The following is a 21,553-nucleotide window of genomic DNA, read 5'->3' as shown; positions in this document are numbered from 1 at the left end:
ACCCGACTTCGACCCGCCGATGCAAACCAACCTCAGCGAAGCAAGCAAGGCCCTCGCCCGGGCCGACGAAGCGGAAGCGATCCTGCGCGCCTGCGTGCACTGCGGCTTCTGCAATGCGACCTGCCCGACCTACCAGGTGCTCGGCAACGAGCTCGACGGGCCGCGCGGCCGCATCTACCTGATCAAGCAGCTGCTCGAAGGCGAGCCGTGCGGCGAACGCACGCAACAACACCTCGACCGCTGCCTGACGTGCCGCAACTGCGAAACGACCTGCCCGTCCGGCGTGCGCTATCACACGCTGCTCGACATCGGCCGCGCGGAAGCCGAGAAGCGCTCGCGGCGGCCGGCGCGCGAGCGCCTGCTGCGTGCGGGGTTGCGTCACGTCGTGCCGCGCCCGGCGACGTTCGCCGCGCTGCTGAAGGCCGGCCGCGCGCTGCGCCCGCTGCTGCCCGGCACACTGCGGGACAAGATCCCGGCCGCCGTGCCCGCGGCCGCGCCGCGCCCGGCCGTGCGTCATGCGCGGCGCGTGCTGATGCTGGAAGGCTGCGTGCAGCCGTCGCTGTCGCCGAACACCAATGCGGCCGCCGCGCGTGTACTCGACCGGCTCGGCATCAGCGTGACCCCGGCGCGCGAAGCCGGCTGCTGCGGCGCGACCGAATATCACCTGAACGCGCAGGACGCGGGCCTTCAGCGCGCACGCCGCAACATCGACGCGTGGTGGCCGGCGATCGACGCCGGCGCGGAAGCGATCGTGCTGACCGCGAGCGGCTGCGGTGCGTTCGTGAAGGAATACGGCGACCTGCTGCGCTCCGACCCCGTCTATGCGGAGAAGGCACGGCGCGTCGGCGCACTCGCGCGCGATCTGGCCGAAGTGATCGCGGCGGAGCCGCTCGACGCGCTCGCCGACGCGACGCCACGGCGCGTCGCGGTTCACTGCCCGTGCACGCTGCAGCACGCACAGCGCCTCGGCGGCGCGGTGGAAAGCATTCTGACGCGGCTCGGCTTCGATCTGACGAATGTCGCCGACGGCCATCTGTGCTGCGGCTCGGCCGGCACCTATTCGCTGACGCAGCCCGCACTCGCGACGACGTTACGCGACAACAAGCTCGATGCGCTCGAAGCCGCGCAGCCGGACCTGATTGTCACCGCCAACGTCGGCTGCCAGACTCACCTGAACGGCGCGGGCCGCACGCCCGTGCGCCACTGGATCGAGCTCGTCGACAACCGGCTGGTCGACTGACCGCCTATTCCGGAGGAAAGCCATGCAAACGAAACCCGAACTCGAACTGGCCGATGCCGAGCGCATGCTCGCCGCGGCCCGCGCGGAGGCGGAACGCCACGGCTGGGCCGTGTCGATCGCCGTCGTCGACGATGGCGGCCACCTGCTCGCGTTCGCGCGGCTGGACGGCGCATCGCCGGCCAGCAGCACCATCGCGCAGGACAAGGCGCGCGCGGCGGCGCTCGGCCGTCGCGAGACGAAGGCGTATGAGGATATGATCAACGGTGGCCGCACCGCGTTCCTGAGCGCGCCGCTGACGGGGTTGCTCGAAGGCGGCGTGCCGGTCACGGTCGACGGCCGGATTGCAGGCGCGATCGGTGTGTCTGGCGTAAAGTCCGAACAGGACGCGCAGATCGCCCGCGCCGGTACACAAAGCGTCGTGGCATAGCCAGCCAACGCGCGCGCGTTTTTCAATTCCCCGGGAGGAATCACGATGATCGACCAAGCAGGACTGCAAGTCGCGCCAGCGCTGAGCCAGTTCATTGAAAACGAAGCGCTGCCGGGCACCGGCATCGACAAGGCCGCGTTCTGGAGCGGTTTCTCGGCCCTGGTGCACGACCTCGCGCCGCGCAACCGCGAGCTGCTCGCCGAACGCGACCGCCTGCAGCAGGAACTCGACGCGTGGCATCGCGCGCACCCGGGCCCGGTACGCGACCACGCCGCGTATCGCGCGTTCCTCGAACAGATCGGCTACCTCGTGCCGGTCCCGTCGAACGTCGCGGCCGCCACCGCGAACGTCGACAGCGAGATCGCCACGCAGGCGGGCCCGCAGCTCGTCGTGCCGCTGTCGAACGCGCGCTATGCGCTGAACGCCGCGAACGCGCGCTGGGGCAGCCTGTACGACGCGCTGTACGGCACCGACGCGCTGCCGGAAGACGGCGGAGCCGAACGCACCGCGGCCTACAACCCGACGCGCGGCCAGCGCGTGATCGACTATGCGCGCAACGTGCTCGACAACGCGGCGCCGCTCGCGAGCGGCTCGCACCGCGACGCGCTGCGCTACCGCGTGCAGGACGGCCAGCTCGCGGTCGAAACCGCGAAGGGCAACGTCGCGCTCGCGCAGCCGGCGCAGTTCGTCGGCTACCAGGGCGCGGCCGACGCGCCGTCCGCGATCCTGCTGAAGCACAACGGCCTGCACGTCGAGATCCAGATCGACGCGTCGACGCCGATCGGCCGCGCCGATCTCGCGAACGTGAAGGACGTCGTGCTCGAAGCCGCGGTCAGCACGATCATCGACTGCGAGGATTCGGTCGCGGCGGTCGACGCCGACGACAAGGTCCAGCTCTACCGCAACTGGCTCGGCCTGATGCAGGGCACGCTCGTCGAGGAAGTCGCGAAAGGCGGCAAGACGTTTACGCGCCGCCTGAACGCCGATCGCGAGTACACGACGCCGGCCGGCGGCACGCTGTCGCTGCACGGCCGCTCGCTGCTGTTCGTGCGCAACGTCGGCCACCTGATGACCAACGGCGCGGTGCTCGACCGCGACGGCAACGAGATTCCGGAAGGGATCCTCGACGGCGTCGTCACGACGTTGTGCGCGCTGCACGACCTGAAGGCCGAGCGCAATTCGCGCACGGGCTCGATCTACATCGTGAAGCCGAAGATGCACGGCCCGGCCGAAGTCGCGTTCGCCGACACGCTGTTCGCGCGCATCGAGGATCTGTACACCCTGCCGCGCAACACGCTGAAGATGGGCATCATGGACGAGGAGCGCCGCACCAGCGTGAACCTCGCCGCGTGCATCGCGGCAGCGGCCGCGCGCGTCGCGTTCATCAACACCGGCTTCCTCGACCGCACCGGCGACGAGATGCACACCGCGATGGAAGCGGGCCCGATGATCCGCAAGGGCGACATGAAATCGTCCGCGTGGATCCAGTCGTACGAGCGCAACAACGTGCTTGCGGGCCTGTCGGCCGGCCTGCGCGGCCGCGCGCAGATCGGCAAGGGCATGTGGGCGATGCCGGACCTGATGCATGCGATGCTCGAGCAGAAGATCGCGCATCCGCGCGCCGGCGCGAACACCGCGTGGGTGCCGTCGCCGACCGCCGCGACGCTGCACGCGCTGCACTACCACCTCGTCGACGTGCAGGCCGTCCAGCAGGAACTCGAAAAGACGCCGTACGCGAGCGAGCGCGACGCGCTGCTCGAAGGGCTGCTGACGGTCCCGGTCGTCGAGCGCGCGGCGTGGAGCGAGGCCGAGATTCTGAGCGAGGTCGAGAACAACGCGCAGGGCATCCTCGGCTACGTCGTGCGCTGGGTCGAACAGGGCGTCGGCTGCTCGAAGGTGCCGGACATCCACGACGTCGGCCTGATGGAAGACCGCGCGACGCTGCGCATTTCGAGCCAGCACATCGCGAACTGGCTGCGCCACGGCGTGATCACCGAGGCGTTCGTGCTCGACGTGTTCAAGCGCATGGCCCGCGTCGTCGACCAGCAGAACGCGGGCGATCCGAACTATCGCCCGATGGCGCCCGGCTACGACCAGTCGACCGCGTTCAAGGCCGCATGCGCGCTCGCGCTGCAAGGCACGTCGCAACCGAGCGGCTACACCGAGCCGCTGCTGCATCGGTTCCGGCTCGCGTTCAAGGCGCAACAGCACGGCGCCTGAACCTGCGCACGCGGGCTCGCCCGCATGCCGGGCGCCGGTCGTACGCCGACCTTGCGAAACGGGCAGCCCGCGCGGCTGCCCGTTTTCATATTTGCGTGCACCGTGCCGTTGAAACCGATAATCGGTAGATATCGCGCGCTTTCGCATGCGGTGCTCACCCGACGTTAATCCCGGTGCGTCCGCGGACGTGCGCCGCACGGCCTTTTCCGCACTGCCGCACAGCCTTGCGCGACAACGCTTCGCCGATATTTGCAAGCCCGGGATTACGCGAAAATTTGATCCCGATCAACAGGTTGCAACATTTTCCGCGCACACAAACACGCGCGTTATACTCCGTTCAATTCGCGTCGCGATTCGTCAGATGGTCGAATTGCAGCAGACGTTACCTGTGAATACCCGGTTTATCGGTTTCTCGGGCCGCGATTGTCGATAATCGGTGCCCGGTTTCTCCGCTGAACGGAAGGCTGGCACGGGAAGGGCGCGCACCGGATCGCCACCGGTAGTCATACGAACAATCGCATCGGCCCGCCGCCCGGCGACGATGCCCCCGATCCACGGACCATGGCAGAAACCGACTACGCAATGCCCAGCGAATCCGGCGTGACGAGCCGTGTCGCCGCTCATCTGCGCCGGTCCCTGCTGCCGCACCTGATCTTCTATACGGGGCTGCTGATCGCGCTGATCCTGCTGCTGCTGTGCGGGATCGTGCTGTACGAAGGCCGGATCGACGCGCGCGACCGCTCGCGCAGCATGCAGCAGAACCTCGCGCTGATGGCGTCGTGGGACATCGAACGCAACATCGAGATCTATTCGCTGTCGCTGCAGGCGGTCGTCGAAGGCGCGAACGACCCGGCGGTGACCCGGCTGCCGATGGCGCTGCGCCGCCAGGTGCTGTTCGATCGCGCGACGACCGCCAAGTACCTCGGCGGCATCTACGTGCTCGACGCGAAAGGCGACATCGCGGTCGACGGCATGAGCGACGTGCCGCGCAAGGCCAACTTCGCCAACGAACCGTACTTCACCGTGCACCGCGACCGTCCCGACGTCGGCCTGTACGTCAGCCCCCCGTATCACTCGCGGCTGCGCGGCGGCTCGCCGAGCATCGCGCTCAGCCGGCGAATCACGCGGCCCGACGGATCGTTCGGCGGCGTCGCGGTGATGTCGATCCGGCTCGAATATTTTCAGAACCTGTTCTCGCGGCTGTCGCTCGGCGATCGCGGCTCGGTCGCGCTGATCAACACGGATGGCAGGATGGTCGCGCGCGAGCCGTACGACCCCAAGATCGTCGGCCGCGACATCAGCCGCGCGAGCACGTTCCGGCACTTCATGACCGCCAACGAAGGCAGCTTCGCCGATACCGCAACGATCGACGGCGTGCGGCGCCTATACGTGTTCCGGCACCTCGAGCACCTGCCGCTCATCGTCATGGTCGCGCGCTCGGAAGCGGACACCTACGCCGCGTGGTACGACCGTGCGATCCCGATCGGCTCCGCGATGGTCGCGCTCGCGATCGGCTTCGTCGGCCTGTCGCTGCTGCTCGACGTGCAGTTGCGCAAACGCCATCGCGCGGAAACCGAGCTGCAGGCGCTCGCGCGCACCGACGGCCTGACGGGCCTCGACAACCGCCGGATGCTCGACGTCACGCTCGCGCGCGAATGGCGCCGCGCCGCGCGCTCGCAACATGCACTGTCGCTGCTGTTCATCGACGTCGACGACTTCAAGCGCTACAACGACACGCAGGGCCACCAGGCCGGCGACGACGCACTCGCCGCGGTCGGCCACTGCATCGCCGGCTGCCTGCGCCGCCCGGCCGACTATGCGGCGCGCTACGGCGGCGAGGAATTCGTCGTCGTGCTGCCGGATATCGACACAGACGGCGCGGTGACGATCGCCGAAACCATCCGCACGGGCATCCTCGATCTCGGCATCCGGCACGACGCGGGCACGGTCGGCCGCCTGACGGTGAGCATCGGCGTGACGACCAGCTACCCCGAACACGACGACAACATCCAGGCCGCGCTGAAGCGGGCCGACGATGCGCTGTATCGGGCGAAGGAAGGCGGGCGCAACCGCATCGCCGTGCAGGCGGCCACGTCGCCCGACACTCGCGAATCGCGGCGGGCCTGAACGCACGGGCGGCGGCCGCCGCCCGCCTGCAAAATCGCCGACAATACCGGCTCGATATGCCACCGCGCCGCCGCGCGGCCGATGCGCCCGGCCTGCGCGCCTGGCCGGCCGCGTGGGCCGGCCGCTTCGCACCACCATGAGACTCAAGGCAAAGATCTTCCTTCTGGCCATCGTGCCGTTCCTGCTCGCGATTGCCGGCATCGGCTTCGGCGTGCGCCAGCAGGCGACGACGCTCGCGCGCACGCAGCACGCGACGATCCAGGCCGCGTACCTGTCGAGCAAGGAAGTCGAGCTGAAGCACTACGTCGAACTCGCGACGAGCGCGATCATGCCGCTCTACGACGCGAGCGGCCGCAACGCGCGCGACGACGCGCTGCTGCGCACGCAGGCGCTCGCGATGCTGCAGAAGATGGATTTCGGCCCCGACGGCTATTTCTTCGTCTACGACCTGCACGGCAATTCGCTGATGCATCCGCGCGAGCCCGAGCGCGTCGGTCACAACTTCTGGTCGATGCGCGACCCGCAGGGCGCGCTGACCATCCAGAAGCTGATCGGCGCGGCGTCGCAGGGCGGCGGCTACGTGCGCTATGCGTGGCAGCGGCCGTCGACGGGCCGCGTCGCGCCGAAGCTCGGCTACGTCGTCGCGCTCGAGCGCTGGGGCTGGATGGTCGGCACCGGCATCTATCTCGACGACGTCGACACCGCGCTGCAGCGCATCGATGCGCGCGCGTCCGCGAACATCGAGCGCACGATGAGCTGGCTCACCGCGATCGCGCTCACCGGCGCGGCGGCGATCGCCGTGTGCGCGCTGGTACTGAACGTCAGCGAGTCGCGCAGCGCCGACGCGAAGCTCAAGCTGCTCGCGCAACGCGTCGTCGAATCGCAGGAGCAGGAGCGTGCGCGGCTGTCGCGCGAACTGCACGACGGGATCAGCCAGATGATGGTGTCCGCGAAGCTGATGCTCGAATCCGCGCTGGCGCGCTTCGAGCGCGGCACGTCGCGCGTGCCCGAAGCCGAGCAGGCGCTCGCGTCGGGCGTCGGGCGGCTCGGCGACACGCTGCGCGAAGTCCGACGCATCTCGCACGCGCTGCGCCCGTCGATGCTCGACGATCTCGGCCTCGCGGCCGCGCTCGAGCAACTCGTGCGCGAGCTGGGCGCGGAAAGCGGCATCGACATCGGCTACACGCAGGTCGCGCACGGCGGCACGCAGCCGCTGCCCGAAGCCGTCAACACCGCGCTGTTCCGGATCGCGCAGGAAGCGCTGAGCAACATCGTGCATCATGCGCGGGCGTCGCGCGCGGCCGTCACGCTCGACGTCGGCGCACAATCCGTCACGCTGACCATCGCCGACAACGGCTGCGGCTTCGACGCCGAACGTTCGCAGGCCGACGCGCGCCGCGGCATCGGCCTGCGCAACATGCGCGAGCGCCTCGACGCGCTCGACGGCACGCTGACGATCACGTCGCAGGTCGGCCATACCGTCGTGGCCGCGCGCGTGCCGCTGCGGCGCGCGGCCGCCTGAGCACGCACACCCTACCCGGAGACCTTGCCCATGAGCGCCCCCGATCCCGCCCGGCCCGCCGCCCGACTGCTGCTCGTCGACGATCACCCGCTCGTGCGCGACGGCTTGCGGATGCGGCTCGAAGCGGCCGACCTGTCGGTGGTCGGCGAGGCCGGCAACGCGGACGAGGCGCTCGCGCTGGCCGCCTCGCTCGAACCCGATCTCGCGCTGATGGACGTCGGCATGAACGGGATGAACGGCATCACGCTCGCGGGCGTGTTCCACGAGCGTTTTCCGGGTATTCGCGTGCTGATGCTGTCGATGCACGACAACATCGAGTACGTGACGCAGGCGGTGCGCGCCGGCGCGAGCGGCTATCTGCTGAAGGATTCGCCCGCGAGCGAGATCGTGCGTGCGATCGGCGTGGTGCTGGGCGGGCAGACGTTCTTCAGCGAAGGGCTGGCCGCGCGGATGATCCAGGCCAGCGCGACGGCGTCGCCGCTGGACCGGCTGACGCCGCGCGAGCGCGACATCCTCGACGCGCTGGCCGAAGGGCTGTCGAGCAAGCAGATCGCGCAACAGACGGGGCTGTCGGTGCGCACGGTCGAGACGCACCGGCTCAATCTGAAACGCAAGCTGGAGATCGAAGGGCAGGCCGAGCTGATCAAGTTCGCGGTCGAGCATCGGCGGCGGTAGGCGCGAACCCGTACGCAGTCCACGCGCCACCATGAAAAAAGGACGCCCGAGGGCGCCCTTCGTGCATCCGGACCGCGGCCTTGCAACGCCGTCAGTTCGTCCGCGAATTGTGCTTCTGCAGATACGCGATCAGGCCGTCGATCCCGCCCGTCGCGAGCTGGCTCTTGAACTGGCCCTGGTAGACCTGGATCAGCCACGCGCCCGACATGTCGATGTCGTAGATCTTCCAGTCGTTGCCGACCTTGCCGAGACGATAGCCGACCGACTGGCTGTCGCCCGGCGTCGTGACCGTCGACTGCACGAGCGCATCGGCACCCGACGCGCCGCCTGGCTTGAACGAGAACTTCGCGTCCTGGTTGCCGAGCTGCGCGAGCGACGCGGCGTAGGTGCGCGTCATCAGCAACCGGAACTGCTTGTACAGCTCCTGCTGCTGTTGCGGCGTGGCCTGCTTCCACGCGTCGCCGACCGCGATGCGGGTCGTGCGCTCGAAGTTGGTCACGGGCAGGAAGCGTTGCTCGACCACCTGCGTGATCTTCGCCATGTCACCGCCGCGGGCGGCCGGATCGGCCTTCATCGCGTTGACGGTGCCCTCGACCGCCGTGCGAACGAGATCGACCGGCGCGCTCTGCGCGAAAGCGGAAACCGACACGGCGGCCGCCGCGACGAAAGCAAACAGATGACGTTTCATACGAATTTCGCACTCGATGGGAAAAAACGGCCGGCTCTTTGCATCGGCCGGTGGAGCAAAGTATACCGGGCCCGACGCCGCGTTGCCGCCCGGTGACCGACTGTTACCTTTCAGCGCCGTTTGTCACAGGCGCTCCGCGGCGTGTCGACGCATCGCCGCGGCGATTATGTAAATATCTGCATACAAATGATCCGGCCGCGCGATCCGATTGCCACGCCGGTAGCAAATATCCTTCCCGCCCCGATTCTCCGCAACGTCACGACCGTCGCCGCGCCGCGCCGGTATACTTGGCTACTTTGCCCTAGCCAGCCGCTCCCCACCGCCACATGGTGACATCTCTCATCGTCCGACTCGTTGCGTGGTCGGTGCGCCGCCCCGTCTGGGTCGTCGTCCTGTCGCTCGTGATCGCCGCCTGCAGCGGCGTCTACGTCGCGCAGCATTTCAAGATCAACACCGACATCAGCAAGCTCGTCGATGCGGAACCGCAATGGGCCGCGCTCGGCCAGGCCGTCGACAAGGCGTTCCCGCAACGCAACGGCACGATCCTCGCGGTCGTCGAGGCGCCCGCGCCCGAATTCGCGACGGCCGCCGCGCATGCGCTGACCGAAGCGCTGCAGAAGGACGCCGCCGCCGGCCGCATCGGCCCGGTCGCCGAACCGGGCGGCGGGCCGTTCTTCGAACACAACGGGCTGCTGTTCCTGTCGCCGCAGGAGGTCTCCGATACGACCGCGCAGCTCGCGAGCGCGCGCCCGCTCGTCAACGAACTCGCGAAGAACCCGAGCCTCACCGGGCTCGCCACCACGCTGTCCACCACGCTCGGCCAGCCGCTCCTGACCGGCCAGGTGAAGCTGCCCGCGATGGCGAAGCTGCTCGCGCGCAGCGCGGCGACGGTCGACGACGTGCTGGCCGGCAAGCCGGCCGCGTTCTCGTGGCGCGCGCTGGTCGACAGCGACGCCGCGCGGCAGCCCGCGCGCGCGTTCGTCACCGTGCAGCCGGTGGTCAACTACGGCGCGCTGAAGGCCGGCGCGGCAACGAGCCAGGTGATCCGCGACGCGGCCCGTTCGCTCGACCTCGACAAGCGCTACGGCGCGGCCGTGCGCCTGACCGGCGAACAGCCGCTCGCCGACGACGAATTCGCGTCGGTCGAAGACGGCGCCGCGCTCAATGGCGTGCTCACGCTGCTCGCCGTGCTCGTCATCCTGTGGCTTGCACTGCGCTCGAAGCGGATGATCGGCTCGGTGCTCGTCACGCTGTTCGTCGGCCTCGTCGTGACGGCCGCGCTCGGCCTCGCGATGGTCGGCTCGCTGAACATGATCTCGGTCGCGTTCATGGTGCTGTTTGTCGGCCTCGGCGTCGACTTCTCGATCCAGTACGGCGTGAAGTACCGCGAGGAACGCTTCCGCGACGAGCGCATCGATCACGCGCTGATCGGCGCCGCGCACTCGATGGGCATGCCGCTCGCGCTCGCCACCGCGGCCGTGGCAGCAAGCTTCTTCTCGTTCATTCCGACCGCGTATCGCGGCGTGTCCGAGCTCGGCCTGATCGCGGGCGTCGGGATGTTCGTCGCACTGCTGACCACGCTCACGCTGCTGCCCGCACTGCTGCGCCTGTTCGCGCCGCCTGGCGAATCGAAGACGCCGGGCTTTCCGTGGCTCGCGCCGGTCGACGATTATCTCGATCGCCATCGCAAGCCGATCCTGATCGGCACGCTGGCGGTCGTGATCGGCGCGCTGCCGCTGCTCGCATTCCTGCATTTCGACTTCAACCCGCTGCACCTGAAGGACCCGAACAGCGAATCGATGGCGACGCTGCTCGCGCTGAAGGATTCGCCGGAAGCCGCCGTCAACGACGTCACGCTGCTCGCGCCGTCGCTCGCGCAAGCCGACGCGGCCGCGAAGCGCCTCGACGCGCTGCCCGAAGTCGGCCGCACGACCACGCTGTCGACCTTCATCCCCTCCGACCAGCCGGCCAAGCGCGCGGCGATCGCTGCGGCCGCGAGCGAACTGCTGCCCGCGCTGACGCAGCCGGCCGCGCCGCCCGCGACCGACGCGCAACGCGTGGCCGCGCTCAAGCGCGTGTCGGACCTGTTGAGCTACGCGGCCGAGGATCACCCGGGCCCGGGCGCCGCGGCCGCGCAGCACCTGTCCGCGTCGCTCGCGAAGCTCGCCGCCGCCGACAGCGCGACGCGCGACCGTGCCGAACGCGCGTTCTCCGATACGCTGCGCATCGCGCTCAACCAGCTCGCTGCGCTGCTGCAGCCGCAGGACATCACGCGCGAATCGCTGCCGCCGCAGGTCGTGCGCGACTGGGTTGCGCCGGACGGCCACGCGCTCGTGCAGATCTCGCCGAAGGTGCCGAAGGGCGTCGACCCGAACGACGACACGATGCTGCGCCGTTTCGCCAAGGCCGTGAAGGCCGCGGAACCGGGTGCGACCGGCGGGCCGATCTCGATCCTGCATTCGGCCGACACGATCATCAACGCGTTCCTGCACGCGGCGCTGTGGTCGATCATCTCGATCACGGTCCTGCTGTGGGTCACGCTGCGCCGCTTCGGCGACGTGCTGCGCACGCTGGTGCCGCTGCTCGTGTCGGGCATCGTGACGCTCGAGATGTGCGTCGTGCTCGGCATGTCGCTGAACTTCGCGAACATCATCGCGCTGCCGCTGATGCTCGGCGTCGGCGTCGCGTTCAAGGTGTATTTCGTGATGGCGTGGCGCGCGGGGCAGACGGGGCTGCTGCATTCGAGCCTCACGCACGCCGTGCTGTTCAGCGCCGCGACGACGGCGACCGCCTTCGGCAGCCTGTGGCTGTCGCACCATCCGGGCACGTCGAGCATGGGCAAGCTGCTCGCGCTGGCCCTGACCTGTACGCTGATCGGCGCCGTGGTGTTCCAGCCCGTCCTGATGGGCAAACCGCGCGTCAAGCGCGCCCAGAACCAATCGCAAGGAATCAATGAATAAGGTGCGAATCATTGCGGCGACCGTCGCCGCCAGCGCGATGCTGACCGGCTGCGCGACGGGACCGAACCGCAATCCCAACGACCCGCTCGAGCCGATGAACCGGGCGATGTACACGTTCAACGACACGGTCGACACGCACATCGCGCAGCCGATCGCGAAGGGTTACCAGAAAGTCACGCCGACGCCGGTGCGCACCGCGATCAGCAACTTCTTCTCGAACCTCGGCGATCTCGGCAACATGGCGAACAACCTGCTGCAGTTGCGCATCACCGATGCGACGCAGGATCTGATGCGCGTGGCGATGAACTCGCTGTTCGGCGTCGCCGGCCTGATCGACATCGCGACGCCGGCCGGGCTGCCGAAGCATCACCAGGATTTCGGGCTGACGATGGCGCGCTGGGGCATGCCGTCCGGCCCGTACCTCGTGCTGCCCGTGTTCGGGCCGAGCACGATCCGCGACGGCGTCGGCCGCGCGGTGGACGTGCGCTTCAACCTGCTGAACTACATCGAGCCGGCCGCACGCAATCCGATGTACATCGCGCAGTTCATCAGCGCGCGTTCGGACCTGCTCGGTGCGACCGATCTGCTGAAGCAGGCCGCGCTCGATCCGTATTCGTTCGTGCGCGACGCGTACCTGCAGCAGCGCAAGTCGCTGACGTATCACGGCCAGTCGGCATCGGCCGCGGCGCCGAACTACGCGGAGCCGGGTGAAGCCGGCGCGGTGCCGGCGGCCACGCCGACCACGCCGGGCGGCTTGCCGAACTATGAGGATCCGGGCGATGCGGGCGGCGCATCGGGCGCCACGCCGAACAACGCACCGGCCGCGCCGGGATTGCCGCAGTACGACGATCCGGGTGCGGATAGTGCGATGCCGGCGAGTGCGCCGGCGGCTGCATCGGCGGGCGCCACGACGGCGCCGGCCGCCAACGGTGCGCCAATCGCCCCGGCGATGCCGACCGTGCCCGCGAGCAGTCCGGCCGCGCAGTAACGCCGCAACGGCGGCCGCGCAAAAAAAGAGCGCTGCGTCATGCAGCGCTCTTTTTTTGTCCGCGCGAAACGGCAGACCGGGAAGCGGGGGAAAGGCCAGCAGCGAACGCCGCTCAGACGATCTGCAGCGCGCCCGCACGCTCGAATGCGTGCCGCGCCTGGATCAGCGTCGTGCGCGCCGCGCGCGCATCGCTGGCGACCTGCAATAACGGGCCGAGCTGCGACGGCTGCTTCAGCAGTTCGCGCAGGATCGGCAGGATCGCCGTGCTGCCGTCGTCGCGCAGCCCGGCCGTCGCCGCGCGCGGCAGCGTGCGCCACGCCGGATCGACGATCGCGCGGCACACCGCGAACGGCACGCCGCGCGCGGCCGCGAAGGCCGCCGCGATATGCGATTCCATGTCGACGGCAAGCGCGCCATTCGCACGATGCAGCGACGTCTTGTCCTGCTCGCTGACCACCGGCGCGCCGACGGCCGCCATCGTGCCGCGCGTGACACGCGCCCACACCGGCGTGTCCTGCAGCGCGGCGACGAGCCGCGCGCTCCAGCCCGTATCGGTCTGCACGCGGCCGAACGGCCCGTCGATCGCGTCCGCGATCACGAGCGCGCCCGGCGCGAGGTCGGGCGCGAGCCCGCCCGCGGTACCGAAGCTGACGATGCCCGCGCAGCCGCGCGCGGTCGCTTCGGCCAGTGCGCGCTCGAGCCGGTCGGCCCGCGCGGCGAACACGGCCTCGACGCCGTCGCCGCGCGCGATGCGCGCCTCGAACGCCATCCCTGTGACCGCGATGACGGGCAATGCGCCGTTGTGCTGCGTCGTCGCCACGCGTTACATCCCGACCGTCACGCGCGTCGCGTTCGCGCGCTTCAGGTTGCGGTAGCGCGCGAGCGCCCACAGCGGGAAGAACTTGCGATAGCCGTGGTAGCGCAGGTAGAACACGCGCGGGAAGCCCGTCGCCGTGAAGCGCGTCTCGTCCCACAAGCCTTCTTCGTTCTGCTGCGCGACCAGGTAGTCGACGCCGCGCGCCACGGCCGGGTTGTTCACTTCGCCGGCCGCCATCAGGCCGAGCAGCGCCCAGGCCGTCTGCGACGCCGTGCTCGGCGCCTGCTCGTAACCGCGATAGTTGAGCTTGTAGCTGTCGCCGTCCTCGCCCCAGCCGCCGTCCTTGTTCTGGATCGACAGCAGCCACTGCGCACCGCGCTTCATGCGCGGGTCGTCCGGCGTCAGGCCGGCCGCGTTCAGCGAGCACAGGGCCGTCCACGTGCCGTACACGTAGTTCATCCCCCAGCGGCCGTACCAGCTGCCGTCCGGCTCCTGCTCCTTCAGCATGTAGTCGAGCGCGCGGCGGGCCGGCTCGCTGTTCAGCGGCGTCTCGCCGAGCTGCGACAGCATCGACAGGCAGCGGCCCGACACGTCGGCCGTCGGCGGATCGAGCAGCGCGCCGTGATCGGAGAACGGGATGTTGTTCAGGTAGTACTGCGTGTTTTCAGGTTCGAACGCGCCCCAGCCGCCGTCGCTGCTCTGCATGCCGACGACCCATTCGCGCGCACGCGCCATCGATTCGCGATACGTGTCCGACTGCGTGAGCTTCTGCGCACGATCCATCGCCATCACGACCACGGCCGTATCGTCGACGTCCGGGTAGTGCGCATTCGCGTACTGGAACGCCCAGCCGCCGGGCCGCACGTTCGGGCGGCGCGAGATCCAGTCGCCGCGCACGTCGAGGATCTGCAGCGGACGCAGCCATTCGAGGCCGCGCAGCACCGCTTCCTGCGCACGCGCATCGCCGGTCTCGAGCAGCGCATGCGCAACGAGCGACGTGTCCCACACGGGCGACAGGCACGGCTGGCAATACGCTTCGTCGTCGTGCACGACGAGCAGCTTGTCGAGCGCCTTGCGCGCGATCGCGCGGTTCGGATGGTCTTCCGCATAGCCGAGCACGTCGTACATCATCACCGCGTTGGCCATCGCCGGATAGATCGCGCCGAGGCCGTCCTCGCCGTTCAGGCGCTCGTCGACGAACGACACGGCCTGACGGATCGCGCGTTCGCGCGTATAGCTCGGGAACAGGCCGTCGACCGCGCGCAGCGCATGGTCGACCACGCGGAAGAACGCGAACCAGCCCGCGCTCTGGTGGCCCTGACGCGGCAGCAGCCCGGCGTTGACGGGCGGGTCGATGAACAGCTCGTCGATGCGCACGCCGCGCGGGTTCTTCGCGAGCGGACGCTTCGCGTTCAGCACGAGCAGCGGCACGATCACGGTGCGCGCCCAGTACGACACCTTCGACAGATGGAACGGGAACCACTGCGGCAGCAGCATGATCTCGACCGGCATCATCGGCACCGCGCGCCACGGAATCGCACCGTACAGCGCGAGCTGGATGCGCGTGAACACGTTCGACATCTCGGCGCCGCCCATCGCATGGATCGCGCGGCGCGCGCGCTGCATGTGCTCGGCGTTCTCGTCGTCGCCGATCACCTTCAGCGCGAAATACGCCTTCACGCTCGCGCTGATGTTCGGTGCGCCGTCGGTAAACAGCGGCCAGCCGCCGTCGGCCTGCTGGATGCGGCGCAGATACTTGCCGATCTTCTGTTCGAGCTCGAGGTTCGGCGTCTCGCCCAGATAGTGGACGAGCAGCACGTATTCGGCAGGAATCGTCGAATCCGCTTCGAGTTCGTAGACCCAGTGTCCGTCCGCTTGCTGCGCGGCCAGCAGCGCGTCGGTCGCACGCGCGACAGCCGCGTCGACGTCGGCCGGCACGGCGCCGGCGGACAAGGTAGCCATTTCGGTGAGATCGTTCATCGGTCCCTCTCTTTATTGCGTCTGGAGCACGTCCGCGGCCAACTGGCCGGAACGGATCGCGCCCTCGATCGTGGCGGGCAGGCCGGTGGCAATCCAGTCGCCCGCGAGTACAAGATTGGTCCAGCGCGTACGCACGGCCGGCCGTTTCATTTCCTGCGACGGCACCGCCGCAAAGCCCGCGCGCGGCTCGACGACGAGTTGCCACGCGGGGATGGTTTCCGGGTTCGTGCCGGTCACGCGCGCGACGTCTTCCCAGATGCGCCGCGCGAGCGTGTCGCGCGGCATGTCGAGCCAGCGGCCCGCATCGCGGATCGTCGCCGCGAGCTGGCCGTCACCGGTCCGCACCGCATCGACGACGCCGTTGACGACGGTCGTCTGCAGTGGATGACCGGCCGGCGATTCGACCGCGAAATACGCGGTCACGACCGCGCTGAAGGTATCGGGCGCGGTGAGTTCGGGCACGAGCGGCTGCGCGACCTCGGGCGGCACGGCCAGCACGACCGCGTCGCCCGGCGCGAGATCGATCCGCTCGCCGCCGACCGACACCGCATCGACCGCATTGCCGTGCGCGCCGAATTCGAACGCGTCGAGCCGCGAATTCAGGCGGATCTGCGCGCCGCCGTACTGCAGCATCCGCAGCGCCGGTTCGACGAACGCGCTGCCGAGCCCGCGGCGCGCGACGAGCGGACGGCTGCCGGGGCCGCCCGCGGCAAACGTGCCGCACAGCGCGGCGCGCGCGAGTTCGGCGCTCGCGTGGCGCGGCTCGATATTCAGCACCCCGAGGAAATACGGTCGCAGCCAGCGATCCCACAGCACGCCGTCGCATCGCATCGTCTGCGCGAGCGAGCGGCCCGTGCGGGCGAATGCGAGCGGGGCCAGCGCGAGATAGTCGAGCGGCGTCGTGCCCGGCGCCCGTGACGCAGCATCGAACAGCCACGACGGCCAGCGGCCGTTGCCGAAACGCAGCGTCCAGCGCTGCTGCGACGCGATGTCGATGACCGGGAATTCAGCCAGCGCGGGCCCCGCGAGCTGATCGGCCGCGCCGATCGCGCGCAGGTAGCGCTGCGTCGCGGGCTGTCCCGCGAAAACCGTGTGCAGCCCACTGTCGAGCGTCGTGTTCAGCGTCCCGTCGAACCACGAGCGGCAGCGGCCGCCCGCGTGCGCATGCGCGTCGTGCAGCACGATGCGCCGCCCGCGACGTTGCAGCTCGACCGCGGCCGACAGGCCCGCGAGTCCTGCGCCGATCACGTGGACGGTTCTGGGCATCGCGTCGGTCGACTCAGAACAGCGCGTAGCGCGCGGCGATCATCAGCATGCGCGCCTTCGGCTTGCGCAGCGGCGCGCGCGGCGCGGCAAAGCCGCGCGCGATCGCGGCCTCGAGAATGCAGCGATACGCGCCCGACATGATGCGCGGCGCCTTCACCTGCGCACGCGGGCAGGCATCCATCACCGCGTCGGCCTGGCGGAAGTGCTCGAGCGCGCGCTCGACGAGCGTCGCGCACACGCGCGGCAGCGCCGGATCGCGCACGATCGTCGCCGGATCGGTGATCGCGATGCCTTCGCGCGCAAGCAGCTCGCGCGGCAGGTAGCACCGGTTGATCGCCGCGTCGTCGTCGATGTCGCGCAGGATGTTGGTCAGTTGCAGCGCGCGGCCGAGGTGGTGCGACAACGTGATCCCTTCGGCTTCCGGCATCCCGAAAATCCTCACCGACAGCCGGCCGGCCGCGCTCGCCACGCGATCGCAGAACAGGTCGAGCGTCGGCTCGTCGGGCGCGCAGATGTCTTCCACCGCGTCCATCGCCATCCCGTCGATCATCGCGTGGAAATCGTCGCGCTGCAGGTCGAACGCGCGAATCTCGCGATCGAGCGCGACGAGGTGGCGCGGCGGGCGGCCGGCGAAGCAGGCGTCGATGTCCGCGCGCCAGCGATTCAGGCCCGCGGTGCGCTCGGCGCGCGGCAGGTCGCTGTCGGCGATGTCGTCGACCGCGCGGCAAAACGCATAGACCTGGAACATCGCATCGCGCTGCACGGCCGGCAGGATGCGCATCGCCAGATAGAAGGAGCTGCCCGATGTGACGGCAGCGGCGTCGGTTTCTTGTTCGTCCACGACGGAATGGGAAACGGCCAAGACGAAGCTCCACGGAGACACCCACGCGGGGCGATTGAAGAAGCCATGCCCGGCTGGGATGGTCAGGGCGTCGAATGCGTGCGAGATATGCGAACGATCGACGCAGACAGGCACAAATTACCGGCCGGAAGCCGGAATTGGGCGAAAGTATAGCAATCTTTGAAGTTCGATGGCGGACGCGCACCCTGTCCGGCGGGGTGCCGAGCGCCACCGGCGGGCCGGTGCGCCGGCCTTTGCGAACGGCGGCCCGAACGCGCGTCAGCCGTACACGATGTCGCGCTGCAGATCGAGCGCGATGAGCCCCATTTCGCGCGTGAGCTGCAGCATCGAGCGGCGCTCGAGGCGCGAGCCCATGAAGCTCGTCACGCGGCCGTCGGGCTCGGCGGTGAACTGGAAAACCGCGCCGCCGGTACCGAACCACGCGCCCGGCACGTCGAGTGATTCCTGCCAGTCGATCTGCTCGAACACGCGCGCGATTCCCGCGCGCACCACGGCGCCCGGGCCGATCGGCGGCGCGATGTCGCCCAGGTCGTCGAGCGAATAGGGGCCGGGTTTGTTCGGCTTCCGATAGAAGAGATAGTCGACGTTCATGGGGTGCAATCGCAGGCAAAGCAACAAATTAGCGCGCTTCGGCACAAATTCAAATCGGATCAGGACGAAATGTGGCCTGCGCGACACAAAGGGACGGATCGTTGCCGGTCAAGAAACGCGCCGCGCGAGCGCGTCTCGATGGCGGCCGGTTCGTCTAAGATGACACCTTTCTCGAAAAAATACGGACACCATGGAGACGAACGCCCCCGCCACCCCGCCGTCCGATCATCCCGTTTTCGTGCTCGTGCACGGCGCGTGGCATGGCGCGTGGTGCTATGCCCACGTGGCGGCCGCGCTGGCCGCGCGCGGCTACCTGTCGATCGCGCGCGACCTGCCCGCGCACGGCATCCATGCGCGCTTTCCCGCGTCGTATCTCGCCCGGCCGCTCGACAAGGACGCGTTCGGCGCCGAGCCGTCGCCGGTCGCCAACACGACGCTCGACGACTACGCGACGCAGGTGACGCAGGCCGTCGACGACGCGTACGCGCTCGGCCGCGGCAAGGTCGTGCTGGTCGGGCACAGCATGGGCGGCCTCGCGATCACGGCGGCCGCCGAACGCGCGCCGGACAAGATCGCGAAGATCGTCTATCTCGCGGCCTTCATGCCCGCGTCGGGCGTGCCGGGCCTCGACTACGTGCGCGCGCCGGAAAACAACGGCGAGCTGCTCGGCCCGCTGATGCTCGCGAGCCCGCGCGTGGCCGGCGCGCTGCGCGTCGATCCGCACAGCGGCGACGCCGCGTATCGCGCATCGATGAAGCGCGCGCTGTACGAAGACGTGCCGCAAGCCGATTTCGACGCGGTCGCGAACCTGATGAGCTGCGACGTGCCGGCCGCGCCGTTCGCGACCGCGATCCCGACGACCGCCGCACGCTGGGGCGCGATCGACCGCCACTACATCAAGTGCCTGGCCGATCGCGTGATCCTGCCCGCGCTGCAGCAACGCTTCATCGACGAAGCCGACGCGTTCGCGCCCGGCAACCCGACCCACGTGCACCAGCTCGACAGCAGCCACTCGCCGTTCGTGTCGCAGCCGGCCGTGCTGGCCGGCGTGCTCGCCGACATCGCAAAAAGCTGAGCGGAGCGGGCGCGGTCAGTCGGCGTACGCGACCGACCGATCGCGCCCGAGCCGCTTCGCCCGATAGAGCGCGGCGTCGGCCTCGTTGACGAGTACGTCGCAGGTCGGCGCGCCGGCTTTCGCGCACGCGCCGCCGACGCTCGCCGTGACCGGCACGCTGACGCCCTCGGCGTCGACCGGCACGCTGCCGATCGCGTCGCGCACCTTGTCGGCCACCCGCATCGCCTCGTCGAGCGTCGTGCACGGCAGCAACAGCGCGAATTCCTCGCCGCCGAACCGGCCGAACGTATCCTGCGCGCGCACGATCGACGCGACGCGGCGCGCCGTCTCGCGCAGCACCGCGTCGCCCACCGCATGCCCGAAGCGGTCGTTGATCGTCTTGAAGTGGTCGAGGTCGAACAGCAGCACCGACAGGTCGCCGCCGTAGCGCTGCCAGCGCGCGAATTCGTCGCCGAGCCGCGCCTCGAAGAAGCGCCGGTTCGCGATGCCGGTCAGCCCGTCGAGATTCGCGTGCTCGCGCAGCTTCGCGACCGCTTCCTCGCGCTCTCGCTGCATCACGCTCACATGCGTGACGTCGGAGATCGTCACGCACACGGCCTCGACGTCGCGGCCGCGCGTGAGCGGCATGAACGTGCAGTCCTGCTGCATGTAGTCGACGCCGCCCGTGATCGGCCGGTCGTGCTCGAAGCGGAACAGGTAGGGCCGCTGCTCCCACGAGCTGAATGCGAAGCTGCCGAGCTGGAACACGCTCTCGAGCTTGCGCGACAGCCACGCACGCGGCAGGTCCGGGAAGCGGTCGAACAGGTTGCGGCCGATCACGTCGGCGGCCGGGATCCCGCTGTGGTCCTGCATGAAGCGATTCCACATCAGGACGGTCATCGAACGGTCGAGCACGAACAGGCCGAAGCCGACGCGCTCGATCACGAGGTCGCTCAGCGACGGGGCGGCGGCCGTCATAGCGCGGACAGCAACGCGTCGAGCGCGTCGCCCATCAGCCGGATCGAATCCTCGGCCATCAACATCACGAAATGCGCGCGGAACATATGGTTCTCGAGCCCGAAGTTCACCTCGAGCAGCAGCGCGACGCTCCATCCCAGTTCGTTCGGCTGGAAGACGTCGTCGAACGACACGTTCGCGCCGAGCAGCCCCGGCGGAAAGAACACGGGCTTGCGGCCGAGTTCGTCGAGGATCGACGCGACGCAGGCGCCCATCAGCACGTTCGCGACGTCGAACACGAGTTCGTCCGGCGTCGCCATGCCGCCGTACACGCCGTCGCCGAACGTGCGGTCGACGACCGACATCAACCGCGCGACGCCCGCCGTGCGGCACAGCACGATGGCCTCGCCCTTGATGTCGGAACGGAAGCCCTGGCGCACGGCGGTCACGTTGTCGTGGATGCCCGTCATCTCGCGCAGCGCGTCGCTCGCATCGGCCGCTTTCACGACGCGCACGCGCGGCACCGACAGCTCGATGAAGTGCCCGAGCAGCAACGCAAGCCGCGCGGCAGCGCGGCCCATTGCAAGGTTGGCGATTTCCTGCAACGCGTCGCGTTGCTCCGCCGTGAACACCGATTCAGGCATACAACCCATACTCCTTGAGAATGGGCAGCAATGCCTCCGACGTCACGGGCTTGGCAACGAATGCGATCGCGCCCAATTCGCGCACGCGTGCTTGCGCCTGCGGCTGAATATCGGCGGATACCACGATCACGAACGTGTTCAGATCTTCGTGGCGCAGTGTTTCCAGGACCTGATATCCGCTCATGTCGGGCATCGTCAGATCCAGAAACATCACGGAAGCTTTGCCGTCACGATAGAGCGCCAAGGCCTCGCGACCATTCGCTGCATACGCGATGTCGACGTCCCAATCTCCCGGCAGCGCCTTTGTCAGCAGTTTGCGAGCGAGCAGCGAATCGTCGGCAATTACAATCGGCAAAGGCATGGGGCGATGCGGTATACGGAATGGTCTCTCTCGCGTTAACGACCGCGCGGCGCATTTCTTTAGGGCCATGCGTTTCGGCGCGGGCAACCGCCTTGCGGCCGCGCACGGGCGCCGCGACGCAGGTGCGCGCGACGCACCGCGCGGCAATCGCCGGCGGGCGCATGTATCTGTCAT

18 protein-coding genes are annotated in these 21,553 nt (G+C 69.0%); 9 read left to right on the top strand and 9 right to left on the bottom strand.

All coding sequences use genetic code 11. From position 1 onward, the window contains the following. Positions 1-19 precede the first annotated feature (19 nt). From glcF to J8I33_RS07125, 6 genes are all read left to right on the top strand, one after another. A complete protein-coding gene (glcF, locus tag J8I33_RS07150; protein ID WP_209934141.1) occupies positions 20-1,240 on the top strand; it encodes a glycolate oxidase subunit GlcF in 1,221 nt (406 codons plus the stop codon). Positions 1,241-1,262: 22 nt separating this feature from the next. Beyond that, complete coding sequence (locus tag J8I33_RS07145) at positions 1,263-1,667, top strand: heme-binding protein (RefSeq protein ID WP_050013453.1); 405 nt, start codon at positions 1,263-1,265, stop codon at positions 1,665-1,667. Between the two features lie 45 nt (positions 1,668-1,712). Further along, on the top strand, positions 1,713-3,887 hold the full coding sequence (locus J8I33_RS07140) for a malate synthase G (protein WP_209924965.1): 2,175 nt from the start codon (positions 1,713-1,715) through the stop codon (positions 3,885-3,887). Positions 3,888-4,448: 561 nt separating this feature from the next. Further along, positions 4,449-6,014, top strand: a complete 1,566-nt coding sequence (locus J8I33_RS07135; RefSeq protein ID WP_050013455.1) for a sensor domain-containing diguanylate cyclase — start codon at positions 4,449-4,451, stop codon at positions 6,012-6,014. Between the two features lie 136 nt (positions 6,015-6,150). Then, positions 6,151-7,536: a cache domain-containing protein gene (locus tag J8I33_RS07130; RefSeq protein ID WP_124556590.1), complete on the top strand. Its 1,386-nt coding sequence runs from the start codon at positions 6,151-6,153 to the stop codon at positions 7,534-7,536. A gap of 30 nt (positions 7,537-7,566) precedes the next feature. Continuing rightward, on the top strand, positions 7,567-8,211 hold the full coding sequence (locus tag J8I33_RS07125; protein WP_124556591.1) for a response regulator transcription factor: 645 nt from the start codon (positions 7,567-7,569) through the stop codon (positions 8,209-8,211). 91 nt (positions 8,212-8,302) lie between these two features. On the opposite strand, the gene J8I33_RS07120 is transcribed toward J8I33_RS07125, so the two are convergent. Further along, the gene (locus J8I33_RS07120) at positions 8,303-8,899 is read right to left on the bottom strand and encodes an ABC transporter substrate-binding protein (protein WP_050013460.1); all 597 of its coding nucleotides are present in this window, start codon (positions 8,897-8,899) and stop codon (positions 8,303-8,305) included. Between the two features lie 326 nt (positions 8,900-9,225). Here J8I33_RS07120 and J8I33_RS07115 point away from each other — a divergent pair, with 326 nt between their 5' ends. Together J8I33_RS07115 and J8I33_RS07110 are read left to right on the top strand one after the other, a co-directional pair. Next, positions 9,226-11,859: an MMPL family transporter gene (locus tag J8I33_RS07115; RefSeq protein WP_209934136.1), complete on the top strand. Its 2,634-nt coding sequence runs from the start codon at positions 9,226-9,228 to the stop codon at positions 11,857-11,859. Next, the gene (locus J8I33_RS07110) at positions 11,852-12,847 is read left to right on the top strand and encodes a VacJ family lipoprotein (protein ID WP_209934129.1); all 996 of its coding nucleotides are present in this window, start codon (positions 11,852-11,854) and stop codon (positions 12,845-12,847) included. Before J8I33_RS07115 ends, J8I33_RS07110 begins: the two co-directional genes overlap by 8 nt. A 112-nt stretch (positions 12,848-12,959) precedes the next feature. On the opposite strand, the gene J8I33_RS07105 is transcribed toward J8I33_RS07110, so the two are convergent. The 5 genes from J8I33_RS07105 to J8I33_RS07085 form a co-directional block, all read right to left on the bottom strand. Then, on the bottom strand, positions 12,960-13,667 hold the full coding sequence (locus J8I33_RS07105) for a phosphorylase (protein WP_209934123.1): 708 nt from the start codon (positions 13,665-13,667) through the stop codon (positions 12,960-12,962). Between the two features lie 3 nt (positions 13,668-13,670). Continuing rightward, positions 13,671-15,644, bottom strand: coding sequence for a squalene--hopene cyclase (shc, locus tag J8I33_RS07100; protein ID WP_124556596.1), 1,974 nt, complete (start codon positions 15,642-15,644; stop codon positions 13,671-13,673). 12 nt (positions 15,645-15,656) lie between these two features. Further along, entirely contained in the window at positions 15,657-16,910 is a 1,254-nt protein-coding gene (gene hpnE / locus J8I33_RS07095) for a hydroxysqualene dehydroxylase HpnE (RefSeq protein WP_209934116.1), read from the bottom strand. Positions 16,911-16,923: 13 nt separating this feature from the next. Continuing rightward, positions 16,924-17,772, bottom strand: a complete 849-nt coding sequence (gene hpnD, locus J8I33_RS07090) for a presqualene diphosphate synthase HpnD (protein ID WP_124631376.1) — start codon at positions 17,770-17,772, stop codon at positions 16,924-16,926. A gap of 258 nt (positions 17,773-18,030) precedes the next feature. Beyond that, on the bottom strand, positions 18,031-18,363 hold the full coding sequence (locus J8I33_RS07085) for a hypothetical protein (protein ID WP_050013466.1): 333 nt from the start codon (positions 18,361-18,363) through the stop codon (positions 18,031-18,033). A gap of 190 nt (positions 18,364-18,553) precedes the next feature. Between J8I33_RS07085 and J8I33_RS07080 the strand changes: the two genes are divergently transcribed. After that, positions 18,554-19,438 carry an alpha/beta fold hydrolase gene (locus J8I33_RS07080; RefSeq protein WP_124556598.1) on the top strand — a complete coding sequence of 295 codons (885 nt, stop codon included), beginning with the start codon at positions 18,554-18,556 and terminating at the stop codon, positions 19,436-19,438. A gap of 15 nt (positions 19,439-19,453) precedes the next feature. Here J8I33_RS07080 and J8I33_RS07075 read toward each other — a convergent pair whose 3' ends face one another. From J8I33_RS07075 to J8I33_RS07065, 3 genes are read right to left on the bottom strand one after another with little or no spacing between them, the layout of a single operon-like run. After that, positions 19,454-20,395, bottom strand: coding sequence for a diguanylate cyclase (locus tag J8I33_RS07075; RefSeq protein ID WP_050013468.1), 942 nt, complete (start codon positions 20,393-20,395; stop codon positions 19,454-19,456). Beyond that, positions 20,392-21,018: a chemotaxis protein CheC gene (locus J8I33_RS07070; RefSeq protein ID WP_050013469.1), complete on the bottom strand. Its 627-nt coding sequence runs from the start codon at positions 21,016-21,018 to the stop codon at positions 20,392-20,394. Before J8I33_RS07070 ends, J8I33_RS07075 begins: the two co-directional genes overlap by 4 nt. Further along, the gene (locus J8I33_RS07065) at positions 21,011-21,379 is read right to left on the bottom strand and encodes a response regulator (protein WP_050013470.1); all 369 of its coding nucleotides are present in this window, start codon (positions 21,377-21,379) and stop codon (positions 21,011-21,013) included. Before J8I33_RS07065 ends, J8I33_RS07070 begins: the two co-directional genes overlap by 8 nt. Between the last annotated feature and the right edge of the window lie 174 nt (positions 21,380-21,553).

The organism is Burkholderia sp. AcTa6-5, assembly GCF_017815075.1.
In the GTDB taxonomy this organism is placed as follows: Bacteria; Pseudomonadota; Gammaproteobacteria; order Burkholderiales; family Burkholderiaceae; genus Burkholderia; species Burkholderia sola.
This window is presented reverse-complemented; position numbering and strand designations above follow the sequence as displayed.

What these genes read in the sequence shown, in the direction of transcription:
- J8I33_RS07070 (WP_050013469.1), bottom strand. Translation starts at nt 21,018, where the DNA reads ATGCCTGAATCGGTGTTCACGGCGGAGCAACGCGACGCGTTGCAGGAA.
- hpnE (WP_209934116.1), bottom strand. Translation starts at nt 16,910, where the DNA reads ATGCCCAGAACCGTCCACGTGATCGGCGCAGGACTCGCGGGCCTGTCG.
- shc (WP_124556596.1), bottom strand. Translation starts at nt 15,644, where the DNA reads ATGAACGATCTCACCGAAATGGCTACCTTGTCCGCCGGCGCCGTGCCG.
- J8I33_RS07110 (WP_209934129.1), top strand. Translation starts at nt 11,852, where the DNA reads ATGAATAAGGTGCGAATCATTGCGGCGACCGTCGCCGCCAGCGCGATG.
- glcF (WP_209934141.1), top strand. Translation starts at nt 20, where the DNA reads ATGCAAACCAACCTCAGCGAAGCAAGCAAGGCCCTCGCCCGGGCCGAC.
- J8I33_RS07065 (WP_050013470.1), bottom strand. Translation starts at nt 21,379, where the DNA reads ATGCCTTTGCCGATTGTAATTGCCGACGATTCGCTGCTCGCTCGCAAA.
- J8I33_RS07130 (WP_124556590.1), top strand. Translation starts at nt 6,151, where the DNA reads ATGAGACTCAAGGCAAAGATCTTCCTTCTGGCCATCGTGCCGTTCCTG.
- J8I33_RS07125 (WP_124556591.1), top strand. Translation starts at nt 7,567, where the DNA reads ATGAGCGCCCCCGATCCCGCCCGGCCCGCCGCCCGACTGCTGCTCGTC.
- J8I33_RS07120 (WP_050013460.1), bottom strand. Translation starts at nt 8,899, where the DNA reads ATGAAACGTCATCTGTTTGCTTTCGTCGCGGCGGCCGCCGTGTCGGTT.
- J8I33_RS07145 (WP_050013453.1), top strand. Translation starts at nt 1,263, where the DNA reads ATGCAAACGAAACCCGAACTCGAACTGGCCGATGCCGAGCGCATGCTC.
- J8I33_RS07085 (WP_050013466.1), bottom strand. Translation starts at nt 18,363, where the DNA reads ATGAACGTCGACTATCTCTTCTATCGGAAGCCGAACAAACCCGGCCCC.
- J8I33_RS07115 (WP_209934136.1), top strand. Translation starts at nt 9,226, where the DNA reads ATGGTGACATCTCTCATCGTCCGACTCGTTGCGTGGTCGGTGCGCCGC.
- J8I33_RS07140 (WP_209924965.1), top strand. Translation starts at nt 1,713, where the DNA reads ATGATCGACCAAGCAGGACTGCAAGTCGCGCCAGCGCTGAGCCAGTTC.
- J8I33_RS07075 (WP_050013468.1), bottom strand. Translation starts at nt 20,395, where the DNA reads ATGACGGCCGCCGCCCCGTCGCTGAGCGACCTCGTGATCGAGCGCGTC.
- J8I33_RS07135 (WP_050013455.1), top strand. Translation starts at nt 4,449, where the DNA reads ATGGCAGAAACCGACTACGCAATGCCCAGCGAATCCGGCGTGACGAGC.
- J8I33_RS07080 (WP_124556598.1), top strand. Translation starts at nt 18,554, where the DNA reads ATGGAGACGAACGCCCCCGCCACCCCGCCGTCCGATCATCCCGTTTTC.